This is a genomic window from Tissierella sp. (genome assembly GCF_032104385.1).
Taxonomy (GTDB): Bacteria; Bacillota; Clostridia; order Tissierellales; family Tissierellaceae; genus Tissierella.
The window spans coordinates 1-22,689 of sequence record NZ_DAMCHJ010000004.1; the positions used below are offsets into that span (position 1 = coordinate 1).

Annotated in this window: 24 protein-coding genes; 11 read left to right on the forward strand and 13 right to left on the reverse strand. The window is 27.6% G+C overall.

Features of this window, described 5'->3' with window-relative positions:
* From RT714_RS05815 to dnaA, 11 genes are all read right to left on the reverse strand, one after another.
* Positions 1–218: hypothetical protein (locus RT714_RS05815; protein WP_313756640.1), on the reverse strand; the 218-nt coding region annotated here is incomplete at its 3' end.
* Positions 219–402: 184 nt separating this feature from the next.
* The gene (locus tag RT714_RS05820) at positions 403–1,194 is read right to left on the reverse strand and encodes a SigB/SigF/SigG family RNA polymerase sigma factor (RefSeq protein WP_313756641.1); all 792 of its coding nucleotides are present in this window, start codon (positions 1,192–1,194) and stop codon (positions 403–405) included.
* Positions 1,191–1,568: an ATP-binding protein gene (locus RT714_RS05825; protein ID WP_313756642.1), complete on the reverse strand. Its 378-nt coding sequence runs from the start codon at positions 1,566–1,568 to the stop codon at positions 1,191–1,193. Before RT714_RS05825 ends, RT714_RS05820 begins: the two co-directional genes overlap by 4 nt.
* Positions 1,561–1,890, reverse strand: coding sequence for an STAS domain-containing protein (locus RT714_RS05830; protein WP_313756643.1), 330 nt, complete (start codon positions 1,888–1,890; stop codon positions 1,561–1,563). Before RT714_RS05830 ends, RT714_RS05825 begins: the two co-directional genes overlap by 8 nt.
* Positions 1,891–2,062: 172 nt before the next feature.
* Positions 2,063–4,486: a DNA gyrase subunit A gene (gyrA, locus tag RT714_RS05835; RefSeq protein WP_313756644.1), complete on the reverse strand. Its 2,424-nt coding sequence runs from the start codon at positions 4,484–4,486 to the stop codon at positions 2,063–2,065.
* Positions 4,487–4,496: 10 nt separating this feature from the next.
* Positions 4,497–6,422, reverse strand: a complete 1,926-nt coding sequence (gene gyrB, locus RT714_RS05840; protein ID WP_313756645.1) for a DNA topoisomerase (ATP-hydrolyzing) subunit B — start codon at positions 6,420–6,422, stop codon at positions 4,497–4,499.
* 23 nt (positions 6,423–6,445) lie between these two features.
* On the reverse strand, positions 6,446–6,697 hold the full coding sequence (remB, locus tag RT714_RS05845; protein ID WP_313756646.1) for an extracellular matrix regulator RemB: 252 nt from the start codon (positions 6,695–6,697) through the stop codon (positions 6,446–6,448).
* Between the two features lie 14 nt (positions 6,698–6,711).
* Positions 6,712–7,821, reverse strand: a complete 1,110-nt coding sequence (gene recF / locus RT714_RS05850; RefSeq protein WP_313756647.1) for a DNA replication/repair protein RecF — start codon at positions 7,819–7,821, stop codon at positions 6,712–6,714.
* An 18-nt stretch (positions 7,822–7,839) separates the two neighbouring features.
* Complete coding sequence (locus RT714_RS05855; protein WP_313756648.1) at positions 7,840–8,049, reverse strand: RNA-binding S4 domain-containing protein; 210 nt, start codon at positions 8,047–8,049, stop codon at positions 7,840–7,842.
* A gap of 15 nt (positions 8,050–8,064) precedes the next feature.
* Entirely contained in the window at positions 8,065–9,171 is a 1,107-nt protein-coding gene (gene dnaN / locus RT714_RS05860) for a DNA polymerase III subunit beta (protein ID WP_313756649.1), read from the reverse strand.
* 186 nt (positions 9,172–9,357) lie between these two features.
* Positions 9,358–10,689, reverse strand: coding sequence for a chromosomal replication initiator protein DnaA (gene dnaA, locus RT714_RS05865; RefSeq protein WP_313756650.1), 1,332 nt, complete (start codon positions 10,687–10,689; stop codon positions 9,358–9,360).
* Positions 10,690–11,266: 577 nt separating this feature from the next.
* On the opposite strand from dnaA, the gene rpmH reads away from it, so the two are divergent.
* The 9 genes from rpmH (at position 11,267) to noc (ending at position 18,655) form a co-directional block, all read left to right on the forward strand.
* Positions 11,267–11,401, forward strand: a complete 135-nt coding sequence (rpmH, locus tag RT714_RS05870) for a 50S ribosomal protein L34 (RefSeq protein WP_313756651.1) — start codon at positions 11,267–11,269, stop codon at positions 11,399–11,401.
* A gap of 62 nt (positions 11,402–11,463) precedes the next feature.
* Positions 11,464–11,820 carry a ribonuclease P protein component gene (gene rnpA / locus RT714_RS05875; RefSeq protein WP_313756652.1) on the forward strand — a complete coding sequence of 119 codons (357 nt, stop codon included), beginning with the start codon at positions 11,464–11,466 and terminating at the stop codon, positions 11,818–11,820.
* On the forward strand, positions 11,813–12,028 hold the full coding sequence (gene yidD, locus RT714_RS05880) for a membrane protein insertion efficiency factor YidD (protein ID WP_313756653.1): 216 nt from the start codon (positions 11,813–11,815) through the stop codon (positions 12,026–12,028). The genes rnpA and yidD overlap by 8 nt, the downstream gene beginning before the upstream one ends.
* A 14-nt stretch (positions 12,029–12,042) precedes the next feature.
* Positions 12,043–12,756, forward strand: a complete 714-nt coding sequence (locus tag RT714_RS05885; RefSeq protein ID WP_313756654.1) for a YidC/Oxa1 family membrane protein insertase — start codon at positions 12,043–12,045, stop codon at positions 12,754–12,756.
* 4 nt (positions 12,757–12,760) lie between these two features.
* Complete coding sequence (gene jag, locus RT714_RS05890; RefSeq protein WP_313756655.1) at positions 12,761–13,387, forward strand: RNA-binding cell elongation regulator Jag/EloR; 627 nt, start codon at positions 12,761–12,763, stop codon at positions 13,385–13,387.
* A 200-nt stretch (positions 13,388–13,587) separates the two neighbouring features.
* A complete protein-coding gene (gene mnmE / locus RT714_RS05895) occupies positions 13,588–14,961 on the forward strand; it encodes a tRNA uridine-5-carboxymethylaminomethyl(34) synthesis GTPase MnmE (protein ID WP_313756656.1) in 1,374 nt (457 codons plus the stop codon).
* A 180-nt stretch (positions 14,962–15,141) separates the two neighbouring features.
* Complete coding sequence (gene mnmG, locus RT714_RS05900; protein ID WP_313756657.1) at positions 15,142–17,055, forward strand: tRNA uridine-5-carboxymethylaminomethyl(34) synthesis enzyme MnmG; 1,914 nt, start codon at positions 15,142–15,144, stop codon at positions 17,053–17,055.
* Positions 17,048–17,764, forward strand: a complete 717-nt coding sequence (gene rsmG, locus RT714_RS05905) for a 16S rRNA (guanine(527)-N(7))-methyltransferase RsmG (RefSeq protein ID WP_313756658.1) — start codon at positions 17,048–17,050, stop codon at positions 17,762–17,764. The genes mnmG and rsmG overlap by 8 nt, the downstream gene beginning before the upstream one ends.
* 99 nt (positions 17,765–17,863) lie before the next feature.
* A complete protein-coding gene (gene noc, locus RT714_RS05910) occupies positions 17,864–18,655 on the forward strand; it encodes a nucleoid occlusion protein (protein WP_313756659.1) in 792 nt (263 codons plus the stop codon).
* 53 nt (positions 18,656–18,708) lie between these two features.
* Here noc and RT714_RS05915 read toward each other — a convergent pair whose 3' ends face one another.
* A complete protein-coding gene (locus RT714_RS05915; RefSeq protein WP_313756660.1) occupies positions 18,709–19,476 on the reverse strand; it encodes a polysaccharide deacetylase family protein in 768 nt (255 codons plus the stop codon).
* A gap of 944 nt (positions 19,477–20,420) precedes the next feature.
* Positions 20,421–21,011, reverse strand: coding sequence for a DsbA family protein (locus RT714_RS05920; RefSeq protein WP_313756661.1), 591 nt, complete (start codon positions 21,009–21,011; stop codon positions 20,421–20,423).
* A gap of 204 nt (positions 21,012–21,215) precedes the next feature.
* Between RT714_RS05920 and RT714_RS05925 the strand changes: the two genes are divergently transcribed.
* Together RT714_RS05925 and RT714_RS05930 are read left to right on the forward strand one after the other, a co-directional pair.
* A complete protein-coding gene (locus RT714_RS05925) occupies positions 21,216–21,467 on the forward strand; it encodes a hypothetical protein (RefSeq protein ID WP_313756662.1) in 252 nt (83 codons plus the stop codon).
* Positions 21,468–21,472: 5 nt separating this feature from the next.
* Positions 21,473–22,288 carry a VanW family protein gene (locus RT714_RS05930; protein ID WP_313756663.1) on the forward strand — a complete coding sequence of 272 codons (816 nt, stop codon included), beginning with the start codon at positions 21,473–21,475 and terminating at the stop codon, positions 22,286–22,288.
* Positions 22,289–22,689: the final 401 nt, after the last annotated feature.

A 22,689-nucleotide genomic window follows, 5' to 3' on the forward strand; every position in this document is an offset into this window, starting at 1 on the left:
TTTTCTAGGTTCATCGTCACCCCTTGAGGTGACTTACTTAGTATAGCAAACTTTTCGTTTGCTGTCAACTGTTTTTTTGAACTTTTTCTAAATCGTTTTGTAGATTTGTAAAGTTTAGTGTCACAGCCAACTCTTACTATCATACTCTCTTTTCCAAGAGTTGTCAACTGTTTTTTTGAACTTTTTTTAAAATCTTTATCTGATTTATTTTGGTTCAATGTCGCAGCCGACTTTTACTATAATACTCTCATTAGTAAATAAAGTCAACACTTATTTCAAATAAATTTTAAGTTTTTTTAAAAAGTATTGATTTTAGTACTTTCTAGACAAGTTTCCTTCTAAATAATCTTTGCATTTATTTTGAAATTTATACTATAATAGCTCATTATCAAATCTCAATTGTTAGACCAATGTTCTTTCTAATTCTTTTCTTAACTTATCCAAAACTTTTTTCTCTATTCTAGATACTGTCATTTGAGATATATCTAATGTTTTTGCTATAGCAACTTGAGTTTTTTTATTAAAATATCTTTCAATTAATATCTGTTTTTCTATATCATTTAATTTTTCCATAGTCTTTACTAAAAAATCATTATCTTCAATTCTACTGAAATATTGATCTTCTTCCCCTATTAAATCTGCTAAATTAACATCCTTATCTTCATTATTTGAATCATAGGTTACATCTAAAGATTGGGGAGTATATACTTTACTAGCTTCCATTGCTTCTAATATTTCTTCTTCAGAATAATTCAGATAGTTGGCTATATCTTCAATTGTAGGTGATCTTTGTAATTGTTGGGACAAAAATACCTTTGCATTATTTATCTTCTTAGATAGTTCTTGTATTCTTCTAGGTACTCTTATGGTCCAGCCCTTATCTCTGAAGTATTTTTTGATTTCTCCTATTATGGTTGGGGTTGCAAAGCTAGAGAATTCATAACCCTTATCTATATCATATCTATCTATAGCGTATATAAGGCCGATACAAGCTACTTGATAAATATCATCATATTCTATACCTCTATTTGCGTATTTTTTAGATAAAATCTCTGCTATATATATATGTTTTTCAATTAACTTATCACGAGTATCTTTATCCCTATTTTTACTATAGTATTTAAATAAGTTTTTAATCTCTGCCTTATCTTTCAATTCTCTATTTTCTCTTCCTTCTGTCCCCTTGTTAGTCATTGATCATCATCCTCTATATATTTGACCATTTTTATTCCATCTTCATTAAACACAACTTCATCCATCAATGACTTTATAATTAATAAACCTAGTTCTCTTTCTTTTTTTTCTTCTAGATCATCAGGTATATTTTCTTTTACATTTACCACCTCTATAGATAACTTTTCTTCATCTATTTCAAATACTAAGGATATTTCTTCTCCATCATCTGACATAAGAGAGTTTATACAAGCCTCAGCTATAGAAACTTTAATATCTTCTATATCATCTACATTTAATCCCATACTATATGCTATTCCCGAGGTAGTAAGCCTAACTAAACTAATATAATCTGGCTTTCTGGGTATTGTCAGATTTATTACATCTTTATTCATCCTTTTCACCTCTTATAATAAATAGCTTGTCTAATTCTGTAATATCAAATATTTTTCTTATATTTGGTTTAATATTTGATAAATAAATTTTATAATCATTATCTTTAAGTTTTTTTAAAATAGATATTAATGCTCCTAAACCAGTACTATCTACATATTTTAAATTCTGTCCATCTATTATTATATCTGTCTCTTTGCTACTAAAATATTTAAATATCTCTTCTTTAAATTTTGAAGAAGTATAAATATCTATTTCACCATTGGGTAAAAATATCCATTTGTTTTCTTTATTATCGAATTGCACTTCCATATTTAAAGACATCACAAGCCCTCCTCTATCTACATACAATATGTATTAATTTTATAATAAAAATGATTTAATGTAAAGCAAAATACCCGTAATTAGAAACTTTTACCTAAAAAAGAAATCCTTTATTTTATTAACTACATTAAAACATCTAAATAAAATAAAGGATTATAGTTTATCAACTTAATTATTCTTCTTCTACATATTTTGCTACAGCTACTACTCTATCATCTTTCATCTTCATAAGAGTAACTCCTTGTGTACTTCTACCCATAATTGAAATATCCTTAGCTATCAATCTAATAATTGTACCAGTAAATGAAATCATCAATAGTTCATCATTATCATCAACAACCTTAGCTGAAACTATATCACCAGTTTTTTCTCTTATATGGTAGGTTATTAATCCTTTTCCTCCCCTGTTTTGAGTTTTATACTCATCTAGTGCAGTTCTTTTTCCAAAGCCATATTCTGAAATAACTAATAATTTCTTTCCTTCTTCTACTAATTCCATGGCAACAACTTGATCATTATCTTTCAAACTAATTGCTTTTACACCCATAGCATTTCTTCCCATTTCCCTAACATCATTTTCATCAAACCTAATGGACATACCTTTCTTAGTCACGACAATTATTTCTTTATTTCCATCGGTTTTTCTAACACCTATTAACTCATCACTATCTCTTAAACTAATAGCTATAATACCATTTTTTCTAATGTTTTCAAAATTATCTAAACCAGTCTTTTTGATTATACCTTCTTTAGTAATAAAAACAAGATTACTTTCTGTAGTATTTTTATCTATAGGTACTATAGCGCTTACCTTTTCATCACCAGTTAAATTTAATAGATTTATTATGGCTGTTCCTTTTGCTTGTCTGCCACCTTCTGGAATTTCATATGCTTTTAGTGAGAACACCTTACCTTTATTGGTAAAGAATAATATAGTATCATGAGTTGATGTAATATATAAATCTTCTACAAAATCCTCTTCCCTAGTTGTCAAGGCTATTATTCCTTTTCCTCCTCTTTTTTGAGTCTTATAAGTATATTCTGGAGTTCTTTTTATATAGCCAAAATGAGTTAATGTAATTACAACATCTTCTTCTTCTATCATATCTTCTATATCTATATCATCAGCTGAATGCATTATTCTAGTTCTTCTTGGATCTCCATGTTTTTCTTTAATTTCTAAAATTTCTTCTTTAATTATTTGATATACTAATCTTTCGTTAGCTAATATTTCTTTAAATCTATTGATTTCCTTTATCAACCCTTCATATTCTTCTTCTAATTTTTCTCTTTCAAGTCCTGTAAGACGTCTTAATCTCATATCTAATATAGCTTGGGACTGTTTATCAGATAGAGCAAAATTATTCATTAAAGCTTCTTTAGCTATAGCCTCAGTCTTTGAAGATCTTATTATACGTATTACTTCATCTATATTATCTAGTGCTATTTTTAACCCTTCTACTATATGAGCTCTTTCTTCAGCTTTATTTAAATCAAATTGGGTCCTTCTAGTTATTATATCTTTTTGATGCTCTATATAATAAGTTAATATTTCCTTTAAATTAAGAATCTTGGGTTCATTATCTACTAAAGCTAACATTATAACTCCAAAGGTAGTTTGAAATTGTGTATGTTTATATAGATTATTTAAGACAACATTTGGATTTGCATCTCTCTTTATTTCTACAACTATTCTCAAACCTTCTCTATCAGACTCATCTCTTAAGTCAGATATTCCTTCTATCTTTTTATCTCTAACATATTCAGCTATTTTTTCAATCAAATTAGCTTTATTAACTTGATATGGCAGTTCAGTTACTATTATTCTATGTCTACCTTTATTTGTTTCTTCTATTTCTGCAACTGCTCTTACTATTATTTTTCCACGACCTGTTCTATAAGCATCTTTTATACCTTCTTTACCCATTATATGAGCAGCCGTTGGAAAATCTGGTCCTTTTATAACAGTCATTAAATCATCTACTGTAGATTCTGGATTATCTATAAGCATTACAACACCATCAATTACTTCTTTAAGATTATGAGGAGGAATATTTGTTGCCATCCCTACTGCTATACCTGATGAACCATTAACTAATAAATTAGGAAATCTACTTGGTAAAACAACAGGTTCTTTTAAAGTTTCATCAAAATTTGGTCTATAATCTATGGTGTTTTTTTCTATATCTCTAAGCATTTCCATTGTAAGCTTAGTCATTTTTGCTTCTGTATAACGCATAGCTGCAGCACCATCTCCATCGATGGAGCCAAAGTTTCCATGACCATCTACCAATAGATATCTAGTATTAAAATCTTGGGCTAATCTAACCATTGCATCATAAACTGAAGTATCTCCATGAGGATGATACTTACCTAGTACATCCCCAACAACTCTAGCTGATTTTCTATATTGTTTATCTGGACCCATACTAAGCTCATCCATAGCATAGATTATTCTTCTATGAACGGGCTTTAACCCATCACGAACATCTGGTAAAGCACGACTCATAATTACACTCATAGAATAATCTAAATAGGATTTTTTCATTTCCTTCTCTATATTTACTTCTACTACATTATCAAATTCTCTATCCATGCTCTACCTCCTATATATCTAAGTTTTTTACAAACTTAGCATTTTCTTCAATGAACTGTCTTCTTGGTTGTACCTTATCCCCCATTAGAGTTGTAAATACTTCATCAGCAGATACAGCATCCTCTAATGTTACTTTTAAAAGCGTTCTTGTTTCTGGGTTCATAGTTGTATCCCATAATTGTTCTGGATTCATTTCTCCAAGACCTTTATATCTTTGGATGGCATAGTTAGTTCTTCCTAATTCATTTAATAAATTATCTAATTCATTATCACCATATACATAATGTTCTTGTTTGCTTTTAGTTACTTTATAAAGTGGTGGTTGAGCAATATATACATGTCCATTATCTATTAATTCTTTCATATATCTATAGAAAAATGTTAATAATAAGGTTCTTATATGTGCACCATCTACATCGGCATCTGTCATTAATATTATTTTTCCATATCTTAGTTTTTCAATATCAAAATCTTCACCTATGCCTGTTCCAAAAGCTGTAATCATTATTTTTATTTCTTCAGAACTTAATATCCTATCTAATCTAGCCTTTTCTACATTTAATATTTTCCCTCTCAAAGGTAGTATGGCCTGAAATTTCTTATCCCTACCTTGTTTTGCGCTACCACCAGCTGAATTACCCTCTACAATATATATCTCTGTTGTTTCTATACCAGAATCTTGACAATCAGCTAATTTCCCAGGCAATGTAGTATTTTCTAATACAGATTTTCTCCTAGTTAAATCCCTTGCTTTCCTAGCAGCTTCCCTTGCTCTTTGAGAAGATATAGATTTATCTAATATTATTTTAGCATCTTTAGGATTCTCTTCTAAATATATATTTAAAAAATCATAGGTTAAAGATTCAACTACACCTCTTATTTCACTATTCCCTAATTTACTCTTAGTTTGACCTTCAAATTGAGGTTCCATTAATTTTACTGATAATATACCTGTCAAACCTTCTCTTACATCATCTCCACTAAGATTCTCCTCTTTTTCTTTTATAATCCCATACTTTCTACCATAATCATTCATGACCCTAGTTAAAGCTGTTCTAAATCCTGATAAATGTGTTCCACCCTCTGGAGTATTTATATTATTTGCAAATGTAAATATATTTTCAGCATAACTATCTGTATATTGCAATGCTAATTCTACAGTGGTTCCATCTTTTTCTCCCTCATAATACATTATTTCTTTTTGTATAGGAGTTTTATTCTTATTTATATATTCTACAAAAGACTTTATTCCTCCCTCATAATGGAATTCCTTTGTTTTTTCCTCTCTTTCATCATCTAATATAATCTTAATTCCTTTGTTTAGAAATGCCATTTCTCTAAATCTATGCTCTAATGTTTCAAAACTAAATACTATTGTTTCAAATATTTCTGTATCTGGTTTGAAATGAATAGTTGTACCTGTTTCATTGGAATCTCCTATAGTTTCAAGATCTGTTTTAGCTAAACCTCTTTCAAATCTTTGCATATATTCTTTTCCACTTCTTCTTACTTTAGCTACTAACCATTCAGATAATGCATTTACTACAGAAACCCCAACACCATGTAATCCGCCAGATACCTTATATGCACCATTATTAAATTTACCACCTGCGTGTAATATAGTTAAAACAGTTTCTACAGTAGATTTTCCTGTTTGTGGATGTTTTTCAACAGGTATCCCACTTCCATTATCTGATACCTTAATAGAGTTATCATCAAAAATAGTGACCCTAATAGTGTCACAAATCCCCGCTAAAGCTTCATCTATACTATTGTCTACTACTTCATACACTAAATGGTGGAGTCCTTTTGGTCCCGTACTACCTATATACATACCTGGTCTTTTCCTTACTGGCTCTAATCCTGTAAGAACTTGTATATCTTTAGCCGTATAATGCCTATCATTACTATTTATCTCATTTTTTTCATTGGCCATTAAATTACCTCCAATCCTATTTTTTATTCATAATTATTTCTATTAGCTAATGCCCTTGAAGATATATTTGATGTGTAAATCATCGTTTTACTATTATCTGATACAATTATATAGGATTTTGTATTTAAATCCAAATTTCCAATTAAGCAATTATCTTCTATTATCTTACTTATAAATTCTCTAGTTTTTTTTGTACCTTCTGCAGCTTTTTTATCCAATATAGCTATTATATCTTTTTCAAATATATAATTATTATCGCCTATATGAATAATCATATCATGACTCCTATCTATTTTAATTTTCCATTTTCTATATAAAATATTGATTTTTCTATTGCTTCCATTTCTTTTAAATCTATAGCATCCGTTACTGTTATTAATGTTTGCATATCTTGAAAAGATTTAATTAAATATTTACGTCTTTCTTCATCTAATTCAGAAAAAACATCATCTAAAAGTAAAATTGGATAAAGTCCTCTTTGCATTTTTATTAATTCTACTTCTGCTAATTTTATAGATAATACTACAGTTCTTTGTTGTCCCTGAGAACCATAGGTTTTAATATCCTTATTATTTATTGTCATTAATATATCATCCCTATGAGGGCCTAATTGCGTAGAAGAGGCTTCTATATCCTTTTCAATATATTTTTTTAGCTTATTTAAATATTTTTTTTCCATTTCTATTTTATTATCTAATATTTCAATATTGGATAAATAATTTAACTGTAATTCTTCATTACATAAAGTTATTTTATTATGAGTAGTATTTGATATATTAGAAAGTTCTTTTATATATCTATCTCTTTCTAAAATTATATCTGTACCTATTTTCGCAAGCTGCAAATCAAATATCTCTAAAAGAGAATTTACATTTGATTGAAATTTACTTGATCTTAATAGATTATTTCTTTGAAATAGAATTTTATTATATCTATTTATATTAAAATTATAAACAGGCTTTATTTGAGAAATCTCCATATCCAAAAAATTTCGTCTCTCCCCTGGTCCTCCTTTTATTAATTTTAAATCATCAGGTGAGAAAATAACTATATTTAATCCACTATATAATTCCTTATGATTTTTTAATTCTTGTTTATTTACCCTAATTCTCTTTGTTTTTTCCCTTTCTAATTTAACTTCAATAAATTTTTCATATCTTTCTATATTCATTTGTGCACCAATATAAGCTTCATTTTTATTAAAATTAATTATTTCTTTATCTCTATTGGTTCGAAATGATTTTCCTGTTGCACATATATATATAGCTTCGAGTAAATTAGTTTTTCCTTGAGCATTTTTCCCTATAAATATATTTACTTTTTTATTTAGATCTATATTTAGACTAAGATAATTTCTAAAATTTATAAGTCTAATATTTTTTACATGCAAAATAAACACCCCTTAAGGCGAATAATATTATATTATAACAAAAGATTCATAACCTTTTATTTCAACAATATCGTTTTTTCTTATTTTCTTTCCTCTTTGAAAAGCTACCTCATCATTTACTATTATATTACCTTCATCAATTATAATTTTTGCTTGACCTCCAGTCTGTACGAAACCCACGAGTTTTAAAAATTGATCTAATTTAATATAATCGGTATCTATTAATATTTCCTTCATAAATATATCTCTCCTCTAAAAATCATCTTGAGCAAGTCGAACTGGTAAAACTAAATAGGTATAATTTTCATCCTGCAATGGATTTATAATACATGGATTTAAACTACCCATAAAATTTAATTGTATATCTTCTGCATCAATTACCTTTATACCTTCTAATATATACCTTGAATTAAAAGCAATATTTACAGTTTCTCCATTAATTTCCGTCATAATTACTTCATTTACATTTCCTATTTCAGAGTTAGATTTTATCAATATTTGTTCATCTATTATACTTAATTTTACTAAATTAGCCTTTTCTTCTTTTGCTAATAAAGATGCTCTTTCTAAACTATCTTGAAATGCTCTTTTATTAACAATTACAGATGTTTTATGATCCTTCCTTATAATTTCTTTATAATTAAAGAATTGTCCTTCTAATAATCTAGAATATACTACTGTATCTCCTATATTAAACACTATGTGCCCAGATGCCGTTGCAATTTCTATATTACTATCATTATCCTCTATTATTTTATTTAATTCATTTAAGGCTCTGCCTGGTATTATTATTTTAATTTCAACGTCTGATTTTATAGGTAATTTTCTTAAAGCTAACCTATATCCGTCTAAAGCTACAAAAGAAATATTATTATCCACAATTTCAAGTAATACTCCTGTTAGAGATGGTCTAGTTTCATCTTGAGTAGTAGCAAATACTGTTTGTCTTATTGCAGATTTAAATAAATCATTTGGTAATTGAAATGTAGTATGCTCTAAAATTATAGGTAAATCTGGATATTCTTTGGCTGAATTTCCTAATATATTAAACTCCGAATTTTCACATTTAATATTGATATTATTGTTATCCACATCTATATAAATAGGTGCATTTGGAAGCTTTTTAATTATATCTCCAAATATTTTTGAATTAACTACTATAGAACCTTCTTTTTCTATTTCACAATCCACATATGTTTCTATGCTCATTTCTAAATCTGTTCCAGTAAGTTTTAATTTATCCTTATAAGTTTCTAATAATATACCATCTAATATTTGTAAAGTAGTTCTTGTTGATATACCTTTTTGTGCAATATTTATGTGTTTGCTTAAATCTTTTTGATTTATTTTTATTTTCATGTTTTATTTTAATCCTCCTTTTTTTCCAGATATAGAAAGAATATAAAATATATAGTAGTAATAGTAGTAGGGGTTGTGAGTATGTGGATAAATCTTTATATATGGAAATCTCGAATATTTTATTGATTTAATAACATGTGGATAAGTATTTTATAAATATAAAAAGTATCCACATAAATTATGAACTTACCCTTTTAATTCTTTTACTATGTCATCAATTTTTCTTTTTAAATCGGAGTTTTCATTTATATCTGTACTTATTTTGTCATATGCATGTATAACTGTTGTATGATCTCTTCCACCAAATTCTTCTCCTATTTTAGGTAAAGATAAGTCTGTTAATTCTCTTGTCAGATACATAGCAATTTGTCTAGGATATGCTATAGCCCTAGTTCTTTTTTTTGAGTTAAAATCGTCGATCTTAATTTTAAAGTTTTTTGCTATTATTTCCTTTATTAACTCTACAGTGATTTCTACAGATTTGTTACTTGACAGTATATCTTTTAAAGCTTCTTCAGCTAATTCTTCAGTGACTTCACTGTTCGTTAGAGAAGAATAAGCTACTACTCTAATTAGCGCCCCCTCAAGTTCTCTAATATTTGATTGAATTTTAGAAGCTATGTAAAGCATTACATCATCATTAACCTTGATATTTTCAACATTAGCCTTCTTTCTAAGTATAGCAATTCTAGTTTCCAAATCTGGTGGTTGAATATCTGCAATAAGTCCCCATTCAAATCTAGACCTAAGTCTATCTTCTAAAGTAGGGATTTCTTTTGGTGGTCTATCACTAGATATGATTATTTGTTTATTAGCCTCATGTAAAGCATTAAATGTATGAAAAAACTCCTCTTGAGTTCCCTCTTTACCGGCAATAAATTGGATATCATCTATTAGAAGGACATCTATATTTCTATACTTATTTCTAAATTCTTCATTTCTATATTCTCTTATAGAATTAATAAGTTCGTTTGTAAATTTTTCTGATGTTACATATACTACTTTTGAATTTGGATTTTGGCTAAGTGTATAATGCCCAATTGCATGCATTAAATGGGTTTTACCAAGACCTACTCCACCATATAAAAATAAAGGGTTATATGCTTGAGCTGGTGCTTCAGCTACAGCTAAAGAAGCGGCGTGAGCAAAACGATTACTATTACCTATTACAAATGTATCAAAGGTATATTTTGGATTTAATTGTGATCTTTGATTATTATCATTGACCTCTTGAATCATAGGTTGTCCTATATTTAGAGAATATTCTTCTCCAGGTATTATAAATTGAATATCAAATTCTTCTTCAGTAACATGAGAAAAAGCATTTTTTATTAAATTTAGATATCTACCTACTAAAATTCCTTTTGTAAATTCATTAGGTGCTGCTAATACTACCTTACCAGAAGAGATACTTATAGGTTCGATTGTTTTTAGCCAAGTATTAAAGCTAACTTCGGTTAATTCAACTTTAATTAGGTTTAACACTTCATTCCAAATATTATCTAAACTTGAAGCCATTTTTTTTACCTCCTGTTCATTAAAATTATTACCAATAGAAAAAAAAATAAACTTATTTTAAAAAGTTATAAACATAGTTATCAACAAAAAAATGAAAATATATAGATATAAAAGATTTAAGTCTATAAAATATATTTGTGGATAAGCTATTAATAAAATGTTATTAAAAAAATAATAAATAAAAATATTAACTTATCAACAGGAAAAAACAAATAAGTGTAATGATAAAAAAATAGATAAATAGTATGTTTTAATAAAAAAAGTGGATAATTATGAAAGTTATACACAAACTATCCACAAAATGTGTATAACTTTTGGATATTGATAAGTTAAAAGTAATATCCACATGTTATTTTATGATATCAAAATTTAAGAATATATTCAATAAAATTATCCACAACTTAAACAGATTGTTAATAACTTTTTTACAAATTTAGTTTTGTTGAAATTTCTTGACATATTTACTTCAAATAAATATAATCATTAGTAGTATTTATGTTTTCTTATGGGAAAACTCTATATTATTTAATTGTTTATATATTTTCTGAAGTTATATTATCGAAGGAGGTGTTTTTCAATGAAAAGAACTTATCAACCTAAAAAGAGACAAAGAAGCAAAGAACATGGATTTAGAAAGAGAATGAAAACTAGGTCAGGTAGAGAAATTATAAAAGCAAGAAGAAGAAGAGGAAGAAAGAAACTAACTGCATAAGGCCGCTAATCAGGTGGCCTTTTTATAACGACCATTTGTTTTATTTAGAGGGAGTAAATCCAATGAACAAAATTTATAGATTGAGAAGTAATATAGAGTTTAGGAAAGTTTATAGTGGTGGAAAAAATTATTGGAATAGAAATTTAATTCTTTATGTGAGAAAAAATAGTGTTGGAAATTCTAGGGTAGGTTATTCTATTACTAAGAAAATAGGGAATTCTGTTGTTAGGAATAAAATAAGAAGAAAAATGAAAGAAATTTATCGATTGAATTTTAATAATATAAAGAGTAATTATGATTTAATTTTTATACCCAAGAAAAATGTAGTAGATATTTCCTATAAGGAATTAGAAAGTGCAATGCTTCATATTCTAAAATTGGCAGGTATGTTGACAAGCCAACGTGATAACAATGGCTAGAATTGCTATTTTTTTAATTAAGATTTATCAGAATATTATATCGAAATATATATTAACTAGGAAAAATTGTAGATTTTATCCAACTTGCTCAGAGTATTCTATACAAGCTTATGACAAATACGGTTTTTTTAAAGGAACTTATTTAACTATAAAGAGAATATTAAAATGTCATCCATTTAATAAAGGAGGATATGATCCGCTTAAATGATAGGAGGTTTATAAATGACGGCTTTTTTAGGCAATATATTAGGTAGTTTATTGAAGTTTATCTATGATATGGTATCCCAAATTGGTACAGAGCCAGCAAATTTTTCTTTCTATGCAATGGCTATAATTATAACAACTATAATATTTAAACTTATACTTTTACCTATTAGTTTACACCAAAGTAAGTCTTCAAAGAAGATGAATGAGATTCAACCAATGATGAAAGAAATTCAAAATAAATATAAAAGTGATCCACAGACAATGCAGACAAAGATGGCAGAATTATATAAAGAACATAAATATAATCCTGCTTCAGGGTGTTTAGTTCTTTTAATACAATTTCCTATCATTATTGCATTTTTTAAGGTAATGGGAAATCCTACAACATTTGCTTTTAGAGATCCAGGGGTTTATGAAGCTATGAATAAAACATTTTTTTGGATTAAAGATTTAAATAATCCAGATCCATATATCTGGGGTTTACCATTATTAGCTGCAGCAACCACTTACTTGCAAAGTAAAACGATGACGACGGCTGCAGCAACTACAGATCCTCAAGCTCAGGCTACACAAAAAATGATGAATATGTTCCTTCCTATAATGATATTTATGGCAGCAAGGGGGTTTGCTGCAGGGCTTGCATTGTACTGGGTAATAAGTAATAGTTTTTCAATTATACAACAGTTAGTTTCCAATAGGTCTTTAGGGAAGTTTAAGGAGGAGAATTAAAGTCATGAGGTCTGTTATTAAGGTATCAAAAACCATTGATGAGGCAATAAAAGAGGCTTTAATAGAATTAAATGTAAATAAAGATGATGTTGAAATAGAAATAATAGATGAGCCAAGTAAAGGATTATTTGGTTTAATCGGCGGGAAAGATGCAAAAATTAGGGTTTCAGTCATCTATGATCCTATTGAAATGGCTGATAACTTCTTGTGTAAAGTATTAAGCTCAATGAATATAGATGCGGTTAATGTGGTAAAAAAAGAAGGGGATAACCTAATTGTAGATATAAAGGACATAAGCTCCACTGATATGGGTATATTAATAGGTAAGAGAGGTAATACATTGGATGCCATTCAATATTTACTATCCTTAGTTATAAATAAGAATAAAGATAATTATATTAAGGTTATAGTAGATATAGAAGGATATAGGGCTAAGAGAGAAGAAACCTTAATAAGATTGGCAAATAAGATGGCTGAAAAAGCTAAGTATGTTAAAAGACCTATAAAATTAGAACCTATGAACCCTTATGAAAGAAGAATTATACATTCTGCATTACAAAATATTCAAGGGATTACTACTTATAGTGAAGGTGATGAACCTTATAGAAGGGTAGTTATTCAATCAAAATAAAGTTAGGAACCCAGTATTATACTGGGTTTCTCTTATGATATAAGAAAATTTACAAAAATTTATATAAATGAATGATTTTGGAATAATAGATATTATATTTAAAAATTGTTTTATTGTTTTATTATTAATGATATATTAGAGTTAAATAAAAATTATAATTTATTTTAGCCTTTATATATAGATGTAAAAGAGGTGATATTATGACTATTGCTGCCATTTCTACTGCTGTTGGAGAAGCAGGTATTGGTATAGTAAGAATTAGTGGGAAAAATGCTTTAAATATTGGAAATACCATATTTAAAGGAAATAAAGTTCAAGAATTGAATAATGATCATAATAGAAAATTAGTATATGGTCATATAATAGATAAAAAAAACAATCAATTAATTGATGAAGTCTTAATATCTTATATGAAGGGTCCCCATACCTATACTAGAGAAGATATGGTGGAAGTTTATTGTCACGGTGGTATAATTTCAGTAAAAAAAGTTTTGGAACTGATATTATCTAATGGTGCTAGATTAGCTGAGCCAGGTGAATTTACTAAAAGAGCCTTCTTAAATGGTAGATTAGATTTATCTCAAGCAGAAGCTATAATAGATATGATTAGAGCTAAGACAGATAAAAGTTTTGAGACGTCACTAGATCAGTTGGAGGGTTCCTTATCAAGAAAGATAAAAGAAATAAGAAATATATTGTTAGAAATGATTGCTCATGTAGAAGTTTCTATAGATTTTCCCGATGAAGATATAGAAGAAGTCACATATGAGGATTTAGAGAAAAGTGGAAATAAAGTAAGAGAAGAACTGGAAAAACTTTTATCCACTGCAGACAGAGGTAAAATACTAAGAGATGGTTTAAATACTGTAATACTAGGTAAGCCAAATGTAGGAAAATCTTCATTGTTAAATGCAGTCCTTAGAGAAAATAGAGCTATAGTGACGGATATACCAGGTACTACAAGGGATATTATAGAGGAATATGTAAATATTGATGGAATACCACTAAGAATAATAGATACTGCTGGAATAAGGAATACGGATGATATTGTTGAGCAAATTGGAGTAGATAAGGCTAAAGAAACTGTGGAAAAAGCAGATTTAATTATTGCAGTATTTGATGCTTCGAGGGAACTGTCTGATGAGGACTATGAGATAATAGAACTAATAAAGGATAAGAAAAGTATTATTCTTTTAAATAAGACGGATTTATCTACTAAATATGATGAATCTTATTTAAAGTCTATTATAAACAATAGGGAAGTAATAACCACATCTATTACATCAGGTGTAGGTGTAGATTTATTAGAGAAAAGTATAAAAAATATGTTTTATAGTGGAGAAGTTGAAGTCTATTCTGATACTATGGTTACTAATGTAAGACATAAAAATCAATTAGTTAAGGCATTGGAAAATATAACTCAAGCAATAGAAGATATAAGAGGAAATGTACCAATAGACTGTATAGAAGTAGACTTAAAGAATTGTTGGGAGAACTTAGGTGAAATATCTGGTGATACTATTGGAGAAGATATATTGGATAAAATATTTTCTGAGTTTTGTATAGGGAAGTAAAAAACAATTGAGAATTGAGAATTAAAAGATTAAAATTTAGAATATCGCTAAATGTAAACAATAATGGTATGTGTGTAACTTGCAGACAAGGAAGATAACTAGATTATAGCTTATTGAAAAGTTATTAATTTTATTATTTAGAGGAGAAGTTTTCCTCCTTATTTTAGAAAGGTGAAATTTATGAAAGAAGTAAAACATTATTTTGCAGGAGAATATGATATTATAGTAATAGGCGCAGGACATGCAGGTGTTGAGGCAGCTTTAGCAAGTAGTAGAATGGGCATGAATACTATGATAATGACAATGAGCTTAGATTCCATAGTAGCCTTATCTTGTAACCCTAATATAGGTGGTACAGGAAAAGGACATCTAGTAAGAGAAATAGATGCACTTGGTGGAGAGATGGCTTTAAATATAGATAAGTCTTTTATACAGTCTAGGATGTTAAATACTTCTAAAGGGCCAGCAGTTCATTCTTTAAGAGTTCAGGCAGATAAAAAGATATATCATACTGAAATGAAAAAAGTATTGGAAGATGAGCCAAATTTAACTTTAAGACAAGGAGAAGCAATAGATATAATTTTGGAAGATAATAAGGTGAAAGGAGTTTTAACTAGAACAGGAGCTATTTATAATTGTAAAGCTGTAGTTTTAGCTACAGGTACCTATCTAAAGGGAAGAATCTACATGGGAGAGATCAATTATGAATCAGGACCAGATGGAATGTTTCCTTCCGTAATTTTATCAGATTCCTTAAAGCAAAAAGGATTTAAATTGAGAAGACTAAAAACAGGTACTCCAGCTAGAGTCCATAGAGATAGCATAGATTATTCAAAGATGGAGATCCAACCAGGTGATAAGGAAGTTATACCTTTTTCTTTCTTAAATATGGATAAGATTTTTGATAAAGAACAGGTTCCATGTTATTTGACTTATACTACTGAAAAAATGCATGAAATTATAAGAAATAATTTATATCGCTCACCTATGTATGCAGGTGATATTGATGGGGTAGGACCTAGATACTGTCCATCTATTGAAGATAAGATTGTAAGGTTTGCTGATAAAAATAAACATCAAGTTTTTATAGAACCAGAAGGCTTATCTACTAAGGAAATGTATGTACAAGGTGTTAGTTCCACATTACCAGAAGAAGTACAACTAGAAATGTATAAGGAAATCATAGGACTTGAAAATGTAAAATTTATGAGATCCGCATATGCAATTGAATATGATTCAATAGATCCTACAATACTAAAGAGAACATTGGAGCATAAAGAAATAAATAATCTTTTCTTCGCAGGGCAAATAAATGGTTCATCTGGATATGAAGAAGCTGCTTCTCAAGGTTTAATTGCAGGAATAAATGCTGTATTAAATATAAGAGGTGAAGAACCTTTTATACTTGATAGATCAGAGGCATATATAGGAGTATTAATTGATGATTTAGTTACAAAGGGTACAGATGAGCCTTATAGAATGATGACATCAAGGGCTGAATACAGGCTTACTTTAAGACAGGATAATGCAGATTTAAGGCTTACAGAGCGTGGTTATAAGATAGGATTAGTAACAGAGGAAAGATATAAAAAGACCATTGTGAAGAAAGAGTCTATAGAAAAAGAACTTGAAAGACTTAAAAAAGTACAGATAAATCCAACTATAGAAAATAATAATATAATAGAGGGTCTAAATAGCTCGCCTATAAATACTCCTACAACTCTTTATGATTTAATAAAGAGACCTGAACTAGGCTATGATGCTTTATCAGTCCTTGATTTAGACAGACATGATTTATTAAGAGAAATTAGACTTCAAGTAGAAACTCAAATTAAATATGAAGGCTATATAAAGAAACAAATGATTCAAATAGAGCAGTTTAAAAAATTAGAGAATAAAAAATTAAATCAAGATATTGATTATAACGAAATAAAGGGTTTAAGCAACGAAGCAAAACAAAAATTAAATAATATAAAGCCTGATTCTGTAGGACAAGCTTCTAGAATATCAGGAGTTACACCTTCAGATATAAATGTATTATTAATTTACTTAGAGCAAAAAAGAAGAGGAGAAAGGGTAGGGATAGATGAGTAATATTGAAACCTTGCTAGAGGGTGTAGGAGATTTAGGGATTGAACTAAATAAGGAACAAAAAGACCATTTTATCAAATATAAAAATTTATTGAAAGAATGGAATGAAAAAATAAATATTACAGCCATAACTGATGATAGTGAAATAGATATAAAACATTTTTTAGACAGTTTAACACCAATAGTTACGAAATTATTTGATGGAAAGAAAAAGGTAATAGATATAGGTACTGGTGGAGGTTTTCCAGGATTACCTCTTAAAATTTTTAATGATGCAATTCAAGTTACTTTATTAGATAGTTTAAATAAAAGAATCGTTTTTTTAAATGAGGTTATTAACACTTTAGGCTTAAAAGATATAGAGGCCGTACATGGTAGAGCAGAAGAGTTTGGTAAAAATCCAAAATATAGAGAACAATATGATATTTGTATATCTAGAGCGGTAGCTTCTTTAAATACATTATCAGAATACTGTATGCCATTTGTAAAGGTAGGAGGATATTTTATAGCCATGAAAGGTCCAGATGTAGATGAAGAACTAAAGGAATCTGAAAAAGGTATAAAACTCTTAGGAGGAAAAGTTTTTAAGAAGGAAATAGTTAGGATTCCTAATTCAGATATAGTACATTCTTTGATAATAATAAACAAAACTCAAGAAACTCCTACAAAATATCCTAGAGCAGGGGGAAAACCAAAGAAAAATCCTTTATAATATAAGGGAATTTGTAGGAAAAAACTTGGGCAATAAAGAAGGAAATATTCCTTTCTATATAGAAATATATAATAAAGTCAATTGAGAAGAGGGATGCATATGAAAAATTTTCAACCAGAAATTAAATATATTCCTATATCTATTATTAAACCAAATCCATATCAGCCTAGGAAGGATTTTAATCAGAGAGCTTTAGAAGAGTTAAGTCAGTCTATAAAAGCTTACGGAGTAATTCAACCTATTAGTGTTAGGCAAATCAATGAAGATTCTTATGAACTAATAGCTGGAGAAAGACGGCTTAGGGCATCTGAATTGGCTGAGCTTCATGAAATACCAGCTATTATAGTAGATTATAGAGATAAGGAATCTGCTTTAATTGCATTAATGGAAAATTTACAAAGAGAAGACTTAAACTTTATTGAAGAGGCAGAAGGATATAATAATTTAATAGAAGATCATGGATTTACTCAGCAAGAAATAGCTGAAAAGATGGGGAAAAATCAATCTACAATTGCTAATAAATTGAGACTTTTAAAATTACCGGAGGATATAAAGAAGGATTTACTAGAACATAATCTTACAGAGAGACATGGAAGGGCTTTGTTAAAATTAGCAGATGATGATTTAAAAAGAAAAATCTTAGAAAGAGTAATAAATAATGAGTTAAATGTAAATAAGACGGAAGCTTTAGTAAACGATATACTAGATGATTTAACTAAGAAAGAATATAATGAAGTAAAACAAAATATTAAAAGTTTAATAAATATCAGAATATATTTAAATACAATTAAAAAGGCTTTTTCTGCTATTAAAGATACTGGCATTAAAGCAGAATATAAAGAAGTGGATAAAGGTGACCATGTAGAAGTAGTTGTTAAAATACCAAAATAAAGCCAGGATCATAATCTTGGCTTTATTTTCTATATAAAACATATATTTTAGACTTAGTTAAAGTTACTCAATACTTTTTTTCCTTGAGAAATATCAATCAACTCAGATATAGTAACAAACCGATATCCTTCGTCAATTAATTTTGGTAAAATTATTTTTAAAGCTTCTACAGTGTGACTTTCTTTTTTATAAACATAATCATGTAATAATATAATATCTCCATTTTGTACTTTTGATAAGGTAGTATTAACTATTACATCTACTCCAGGATTACTCCAATCTTTTGAATCTTGATAGAAAGTCCAAAGAACTACTGATAAATTATCGCTGCTGACTATCTTGATTACATCATCATTATAATTGCCATAAGGAGGCCTAAAAACTTTAGGTTTTATATTGCTTATTGAATAAATTATTTCTTGGGTTTTTTCAAACTCTTCCTTAATTATCTTATCAGATACTTTTTTCATATTTATATGGGAGTAAGAATGATTTCCTATTTCATGTCCTTCAGATACTTGTCTATTTATTATATCGGGATAAGATTCAGCATGTTTACCCAAAACAAAAAAAGTTGCTTTAACATTATATTGTTTTAAGATATCAAGAATTTCAAGAGTATATTTTGGATGTGGACCATCATCAAAACTTAAAGCTAAAATTTTTTCCTCTTTTGATCCCTTAGATACAATAGCAGCAGGATTGTTTGAAAATGTATAAATAGCTTTAGGATACATATTACATATAATTATTGATGTCAATATTATAATTATAATTGTAATATTAATTAAATTATTAAGACTTCTTATTATTTTTTTCATTTAAACTCTCCTATTTTGAATTATAAATACTTGTATAAAATATGTATATTCACATAAGCAAGTACATATTATAAAATTTAACAGATAAATAAAATAATGTTGTCCAATGAAATATTATTTTATTTAAAAGACTATATATTTAGAGAAGTATAACTTATAATTATAGTATGTATAAGAATTGGATTTTGATAAATTTTATATATTAAGAAAAAGTAAGTTTTCTAAGAATTTATATAATATATAATTACATTTACTTATTGCTTTTTCTTTTATATAGAGATTAAGTAAATTAATAAAAAGTTTTTTGGAAATAAATCACTAAAAAACGAGGCTGTATTTTAAGTTTTAAAAGGGTTTTAAATGAAAGTACATATCGTAGGTATAATTAATAAATAAAGTTTAAATTTTGACTTATAAGGGCTTTAAATAGATTTTATAATATTATATAATATAAAGTATTTTTAAATAATGTCATTGGTAAATTATTTTATTATATTTTTGTTGAATTTATAAATAATTAAAAAATATTAATAAATAAAAATTATAAATTTAGAGCCATAAGGAATAATTGAAAAGGTTTATAATTATATTTTAATACCCAAGAAAACCAGAGAATTATTTATAGTCTTTAAAAGAAATTAATATTTAATTTTTAACAGGTATGTTATTTATCTGAACTGGGATAAAAGGTTGTTTTATAGGAATAATTTTGTTTAGACATAATATCATAGATGGTTAAAATAAGTAATGTATTCAGATAAAATCTAGAAAACAAAATGAAAATTTATGATATTGAACTACTGCTTTAAAATCATAGCAAAGGGTTAAAGGTTAATATAAACTATAATTTTACAAGAGTTATAGGTGGAGATTTATAGAATATTAATTATAATTTAAAAAACAATAAATGTTCCACATGGAACATTTATTGTTTTTTATAAAGCTTATTTTAATAAATCTTTTTTAAATTTTTCGTAATCTTTTAATAATGTTATTTTCTTTTTACCATCCACTATAAAAGTAGGCACACTATCTATATTGTAAACAGATACTAAATTTTTAGCTTCTTTCATTTTTTCATCAAAATAATTATTATCAATATAATTATTCATTTCTATTATATTGAGTCCAACTATTAGTCCTATTTCATTAAGGATTAAGGGATCTCCAACATTTTTACCATATTGAAATATGCTTTTAAAGGACTCTTTAGCAAACTCATAGTATTTACCTTTATCATTGGCATAAAGTGCAGCTTTGTGTAATCTATGGGTATTAAATTTTTTAGTTTTATTATTATATATTAATCCATACTCTGCTCCTAATCTTTCGATTCTTTTATAGCTCATGTCTATTTGGTCTTGAGGAATATAATTAGTAAGTATATCTCCCGTCAAGGATAAGTTAGGATCCAATTCGTAAGGAATCCATTCCATATCTATGTGAGGATTTTCTTGTCTCAATTTATTGGCTATGGAAAAGCCTATATAGCAAAATGGACAAGCAAAATCTGAAAATATTTTTATATTAGTCATTAAATCACTTCCTATTTTAAAAATTTACTTATGGTTAAATTAGATATACCCAATAAGTGATATAACTAACAAAATATAAGTAATAGAATAATCTCCCATAATTAATTACATTATGATTACAATTTACTTAATAATTACAAAAGCAATTTTTTTATGATATGATTTATACAAGTTAAGAAGTTTAGGACAAAAGAGGTGAAGTAAATGAGGGATAATAAAGTTAATGTTTTTATATCATTTATAATTATATTTACATTGTTCGGATTTTTTCCAGGTACAAGGATAAAATATTTCTCACCTATTGAATCATCTAAATTGTTAGAGTCCTTAGACTATTTTATAAAAAATTTCTTTCATCTTTGGAAAATTAAGTTAGTTGCTTCAATAGGCACTATTTTTATTAGTTATTTAATTAAGGAGAAAAAATTAAAAAAACATAATAAAAGAAAAAGGTGAGTTAAATGGATTTAAAGCCTATTAAAAGGTCTAAACTTAGGTTAATAGCAGGTAAGAGTTATTATACTTCTAAGAGGTATATTCAATGGATATTTGGAGGGATAAGGTTTTCGAAAGAAAAATCAAACGCTTTGTTACCTTATATTCAAGTTATACATCAAACACCATTGATTAGGAAGCTAAAAGATGTAGATATGTATTTACAATATAATAAAATTATTAATCTGGGAATTGCAGTGAAAAAAATTAATAAAGTAATAATAAATCCAGGAGAAACCTTTTCCTATTGGAAATTAATAGGAAGACCTACAAGATGGAAAGGTTATAAAAATGGTATTGTATTATTTTCTGGTAACTTTAAACCAGGGGTAGGTGGTGGATTATGTCAGCTATCAAATCTTATATATTGGATGACAATCCACACACCATTGACAGTTGTAGAAAGATATAGACATAGTTATGATGTTTTCCCTGATTCTAGTAGAACTCAACCCTTTGGAAGTGGTGCAACTTGTGTCTATAATTATAGGGATTTAATGATAAAAAACGAAACAAGAGAGCCATATCAGTTATATGTAGAAATAGGTAAAGAATATTTATACGGAGAATGGAGGAGTACATCAAAGCCAATATATACATATGAAGTTCATGAAAAAGACCATAGGATTTATTCTGAAATTTGGGGAGGCTATACAAGGCACAATGTTTTATATAGGAAGAAATATAATTTTGAAGGAAAATTAATAGATGATGAATATATAACAGAGAATCATGCAATTATGATGTATACTCCATTTTTAGAAGAAAAATGTAATAATTAATGTTTCACGTGGAACATTAATTATTTGTTATTGTTTTAGGAAATAATATATAGAAGTGGAAAATATGATTGATATAAAATATATTCTTTAAATTCCAGATTTTTAGAAATGGGACAAGGATTTTTTGATATAGGATTCAATTCTTTAAGTATAGAAAACATAGGGAAACTTTATATAGGGATTAGGTGTAAGGTATTTATGTAAGTTGACGGATATTTAGAGATTTTTTTATTTGTAAAAGATAATATTTCTGTCTGTACATTATATAAAAGAACTGTGGTGAAAAGCAAGTGCTGGATATAGTGATGATTTAAGATATCCTTTTAACAAGTTTAACTAATTCACTTAAATGGATTTTAGAGTTTCAGCTATCATTGAGAAGATTACACTTAATATAATAT

Coding starts and splice junctions, on each gene's coding strand:
- RT714_RS05820 (WP_313756641.1), bottom strand. CDS start 1,194: ATGACTAACAAGGGGACAGAAGGAAGAGAAAATAGAGAATTGAAAGAT.
- RT714_RS05825 (WP_313756642.1), bottom strand. CDS start 1,568: ATGAATAAAGATGTAATAAATCTGACAATACCCAGAAAGCCAGATTAT.
- RT714_RS05830 (WP_313756643.1), bottom strand. CDS start 1,890: ATGTCTTTAAATATGGAAGTGCAATTCGATAATAAAGAAAACAAATGG.
- gyrA (WP_313756644.1), bottom strand. CDS start 4,486: ATGGATAGAGAATTTGATAATGTAGTAGAAGTAAATATAGAGAAGGAA.
- gyrB (WP_313756645.1), bottom strand. CDS start 6,422: ATGGCCAATGAAAAAAATGAGATAAATAGTAATGATAGGCATTATACG.
- remB (WP_313756646.1), bottom strand. CDS start 6,697: ATGATTATTCATATAGGCGATAATAATTATATATTTGAAAAAGATATA.
- RT714_RS05855 (WP_313756648.1), bottom strand. CDS start 8,049: ATGAAGGAAATATTAATAGATACCGATTATATTAAATTAGATCAATTT.
- dnaN (WP_313756649.1), bottom strand. CDS start 9,171: ATGAAAATAAAAATAAATCAAAAAGATTTAAGCAAACACATAAATATT.
- dnaA (WP_313756650.1), bottom strand. CDS start 10,689: ATGGCTTCAAGTTTAGATAATATTTGGAATGAAGTGTTAAACCTAATT.
- rpmH (WP_313756651.1), top strand. CDS start 11,267: ATGAAAAGAACTTATCAACCTAAAAAGAGACAAAGAAGCAAAGAACAT.
- rnpA (WP_313756652.1), top strand. CDS start 11,464: ATGAACAAAATTTATAGATTGAGAAGTAATATAGAGTTTAGGAAAGTT.
- yidD (WP_313756653.1), top strand. CDS start 11,813: ATGGCTAGAATTGCTATTTTTTTAATTAAGATTTATCAGAATATTATA.
- RT714_RS05885 (WP_313756654.1), top strand. CDS start 12,043: ATGACGGCTTTTTTAGGCAATATATTAGGTAGTTTATTGAAGTTTATC.
- jag (WP_313756655.1), top strand. CDS start 12,761: ATGAGGTCTGTTATTAAGGTATCAAAAACCATTGATGAGGCAATAAAA.
- mnmE (WP_313756656.1), top strand. CDS start 13,588: ATGACTATTGCTGCCATTTCTACTGCTGTTGGAGAAGCAGGTATTGGT.
- mnmG (WP_313756657.1), top strand. CDS start 15,142: ATGAAAGAAGTAAAACATTATTTTGCAGGAGAATATGATATTATAGTA.
- rsmG (WP_313756658.1), top strand. CDS start 17,048: ATGAGTAATATTGAAACCTTGCTAGAGGGTGTAGGAGATTTAGGGATT.
- noc (WP_313756659.1), top strand. CDS start 17,864: ATGAAAAATTTTCAACCAGAAATTAAATATATTCCTATATCTATTATT.
- RT714_RS05915 (WP_313756660.1), bottom strand. CDS start 19,476: ATGAAAAAAATAATAAGAAGTCTTAATAATTTAATTAATATTACAATT.
- RT714_RS05920 (WP_313756661.1), bottom strand. CDS start 21,011: ATGACTAATATAAAAATATTTTCAGATTTTGCTTGTCCATTTTGCTAT.
- RT714_RS05925 (WP_313756662.1), top strand. CDS start 21,216: ATGAGGGATAATAAAGTTAATGTTTTTATATCATTTATAATTATATTT.
- RT714_RS05930 (WP_313756663.1), top strand. CDS start 21,473: ATGGATTTAAAGCCTATTAAAAGGTCTAAACTTAGGTTAATAGCAGGT.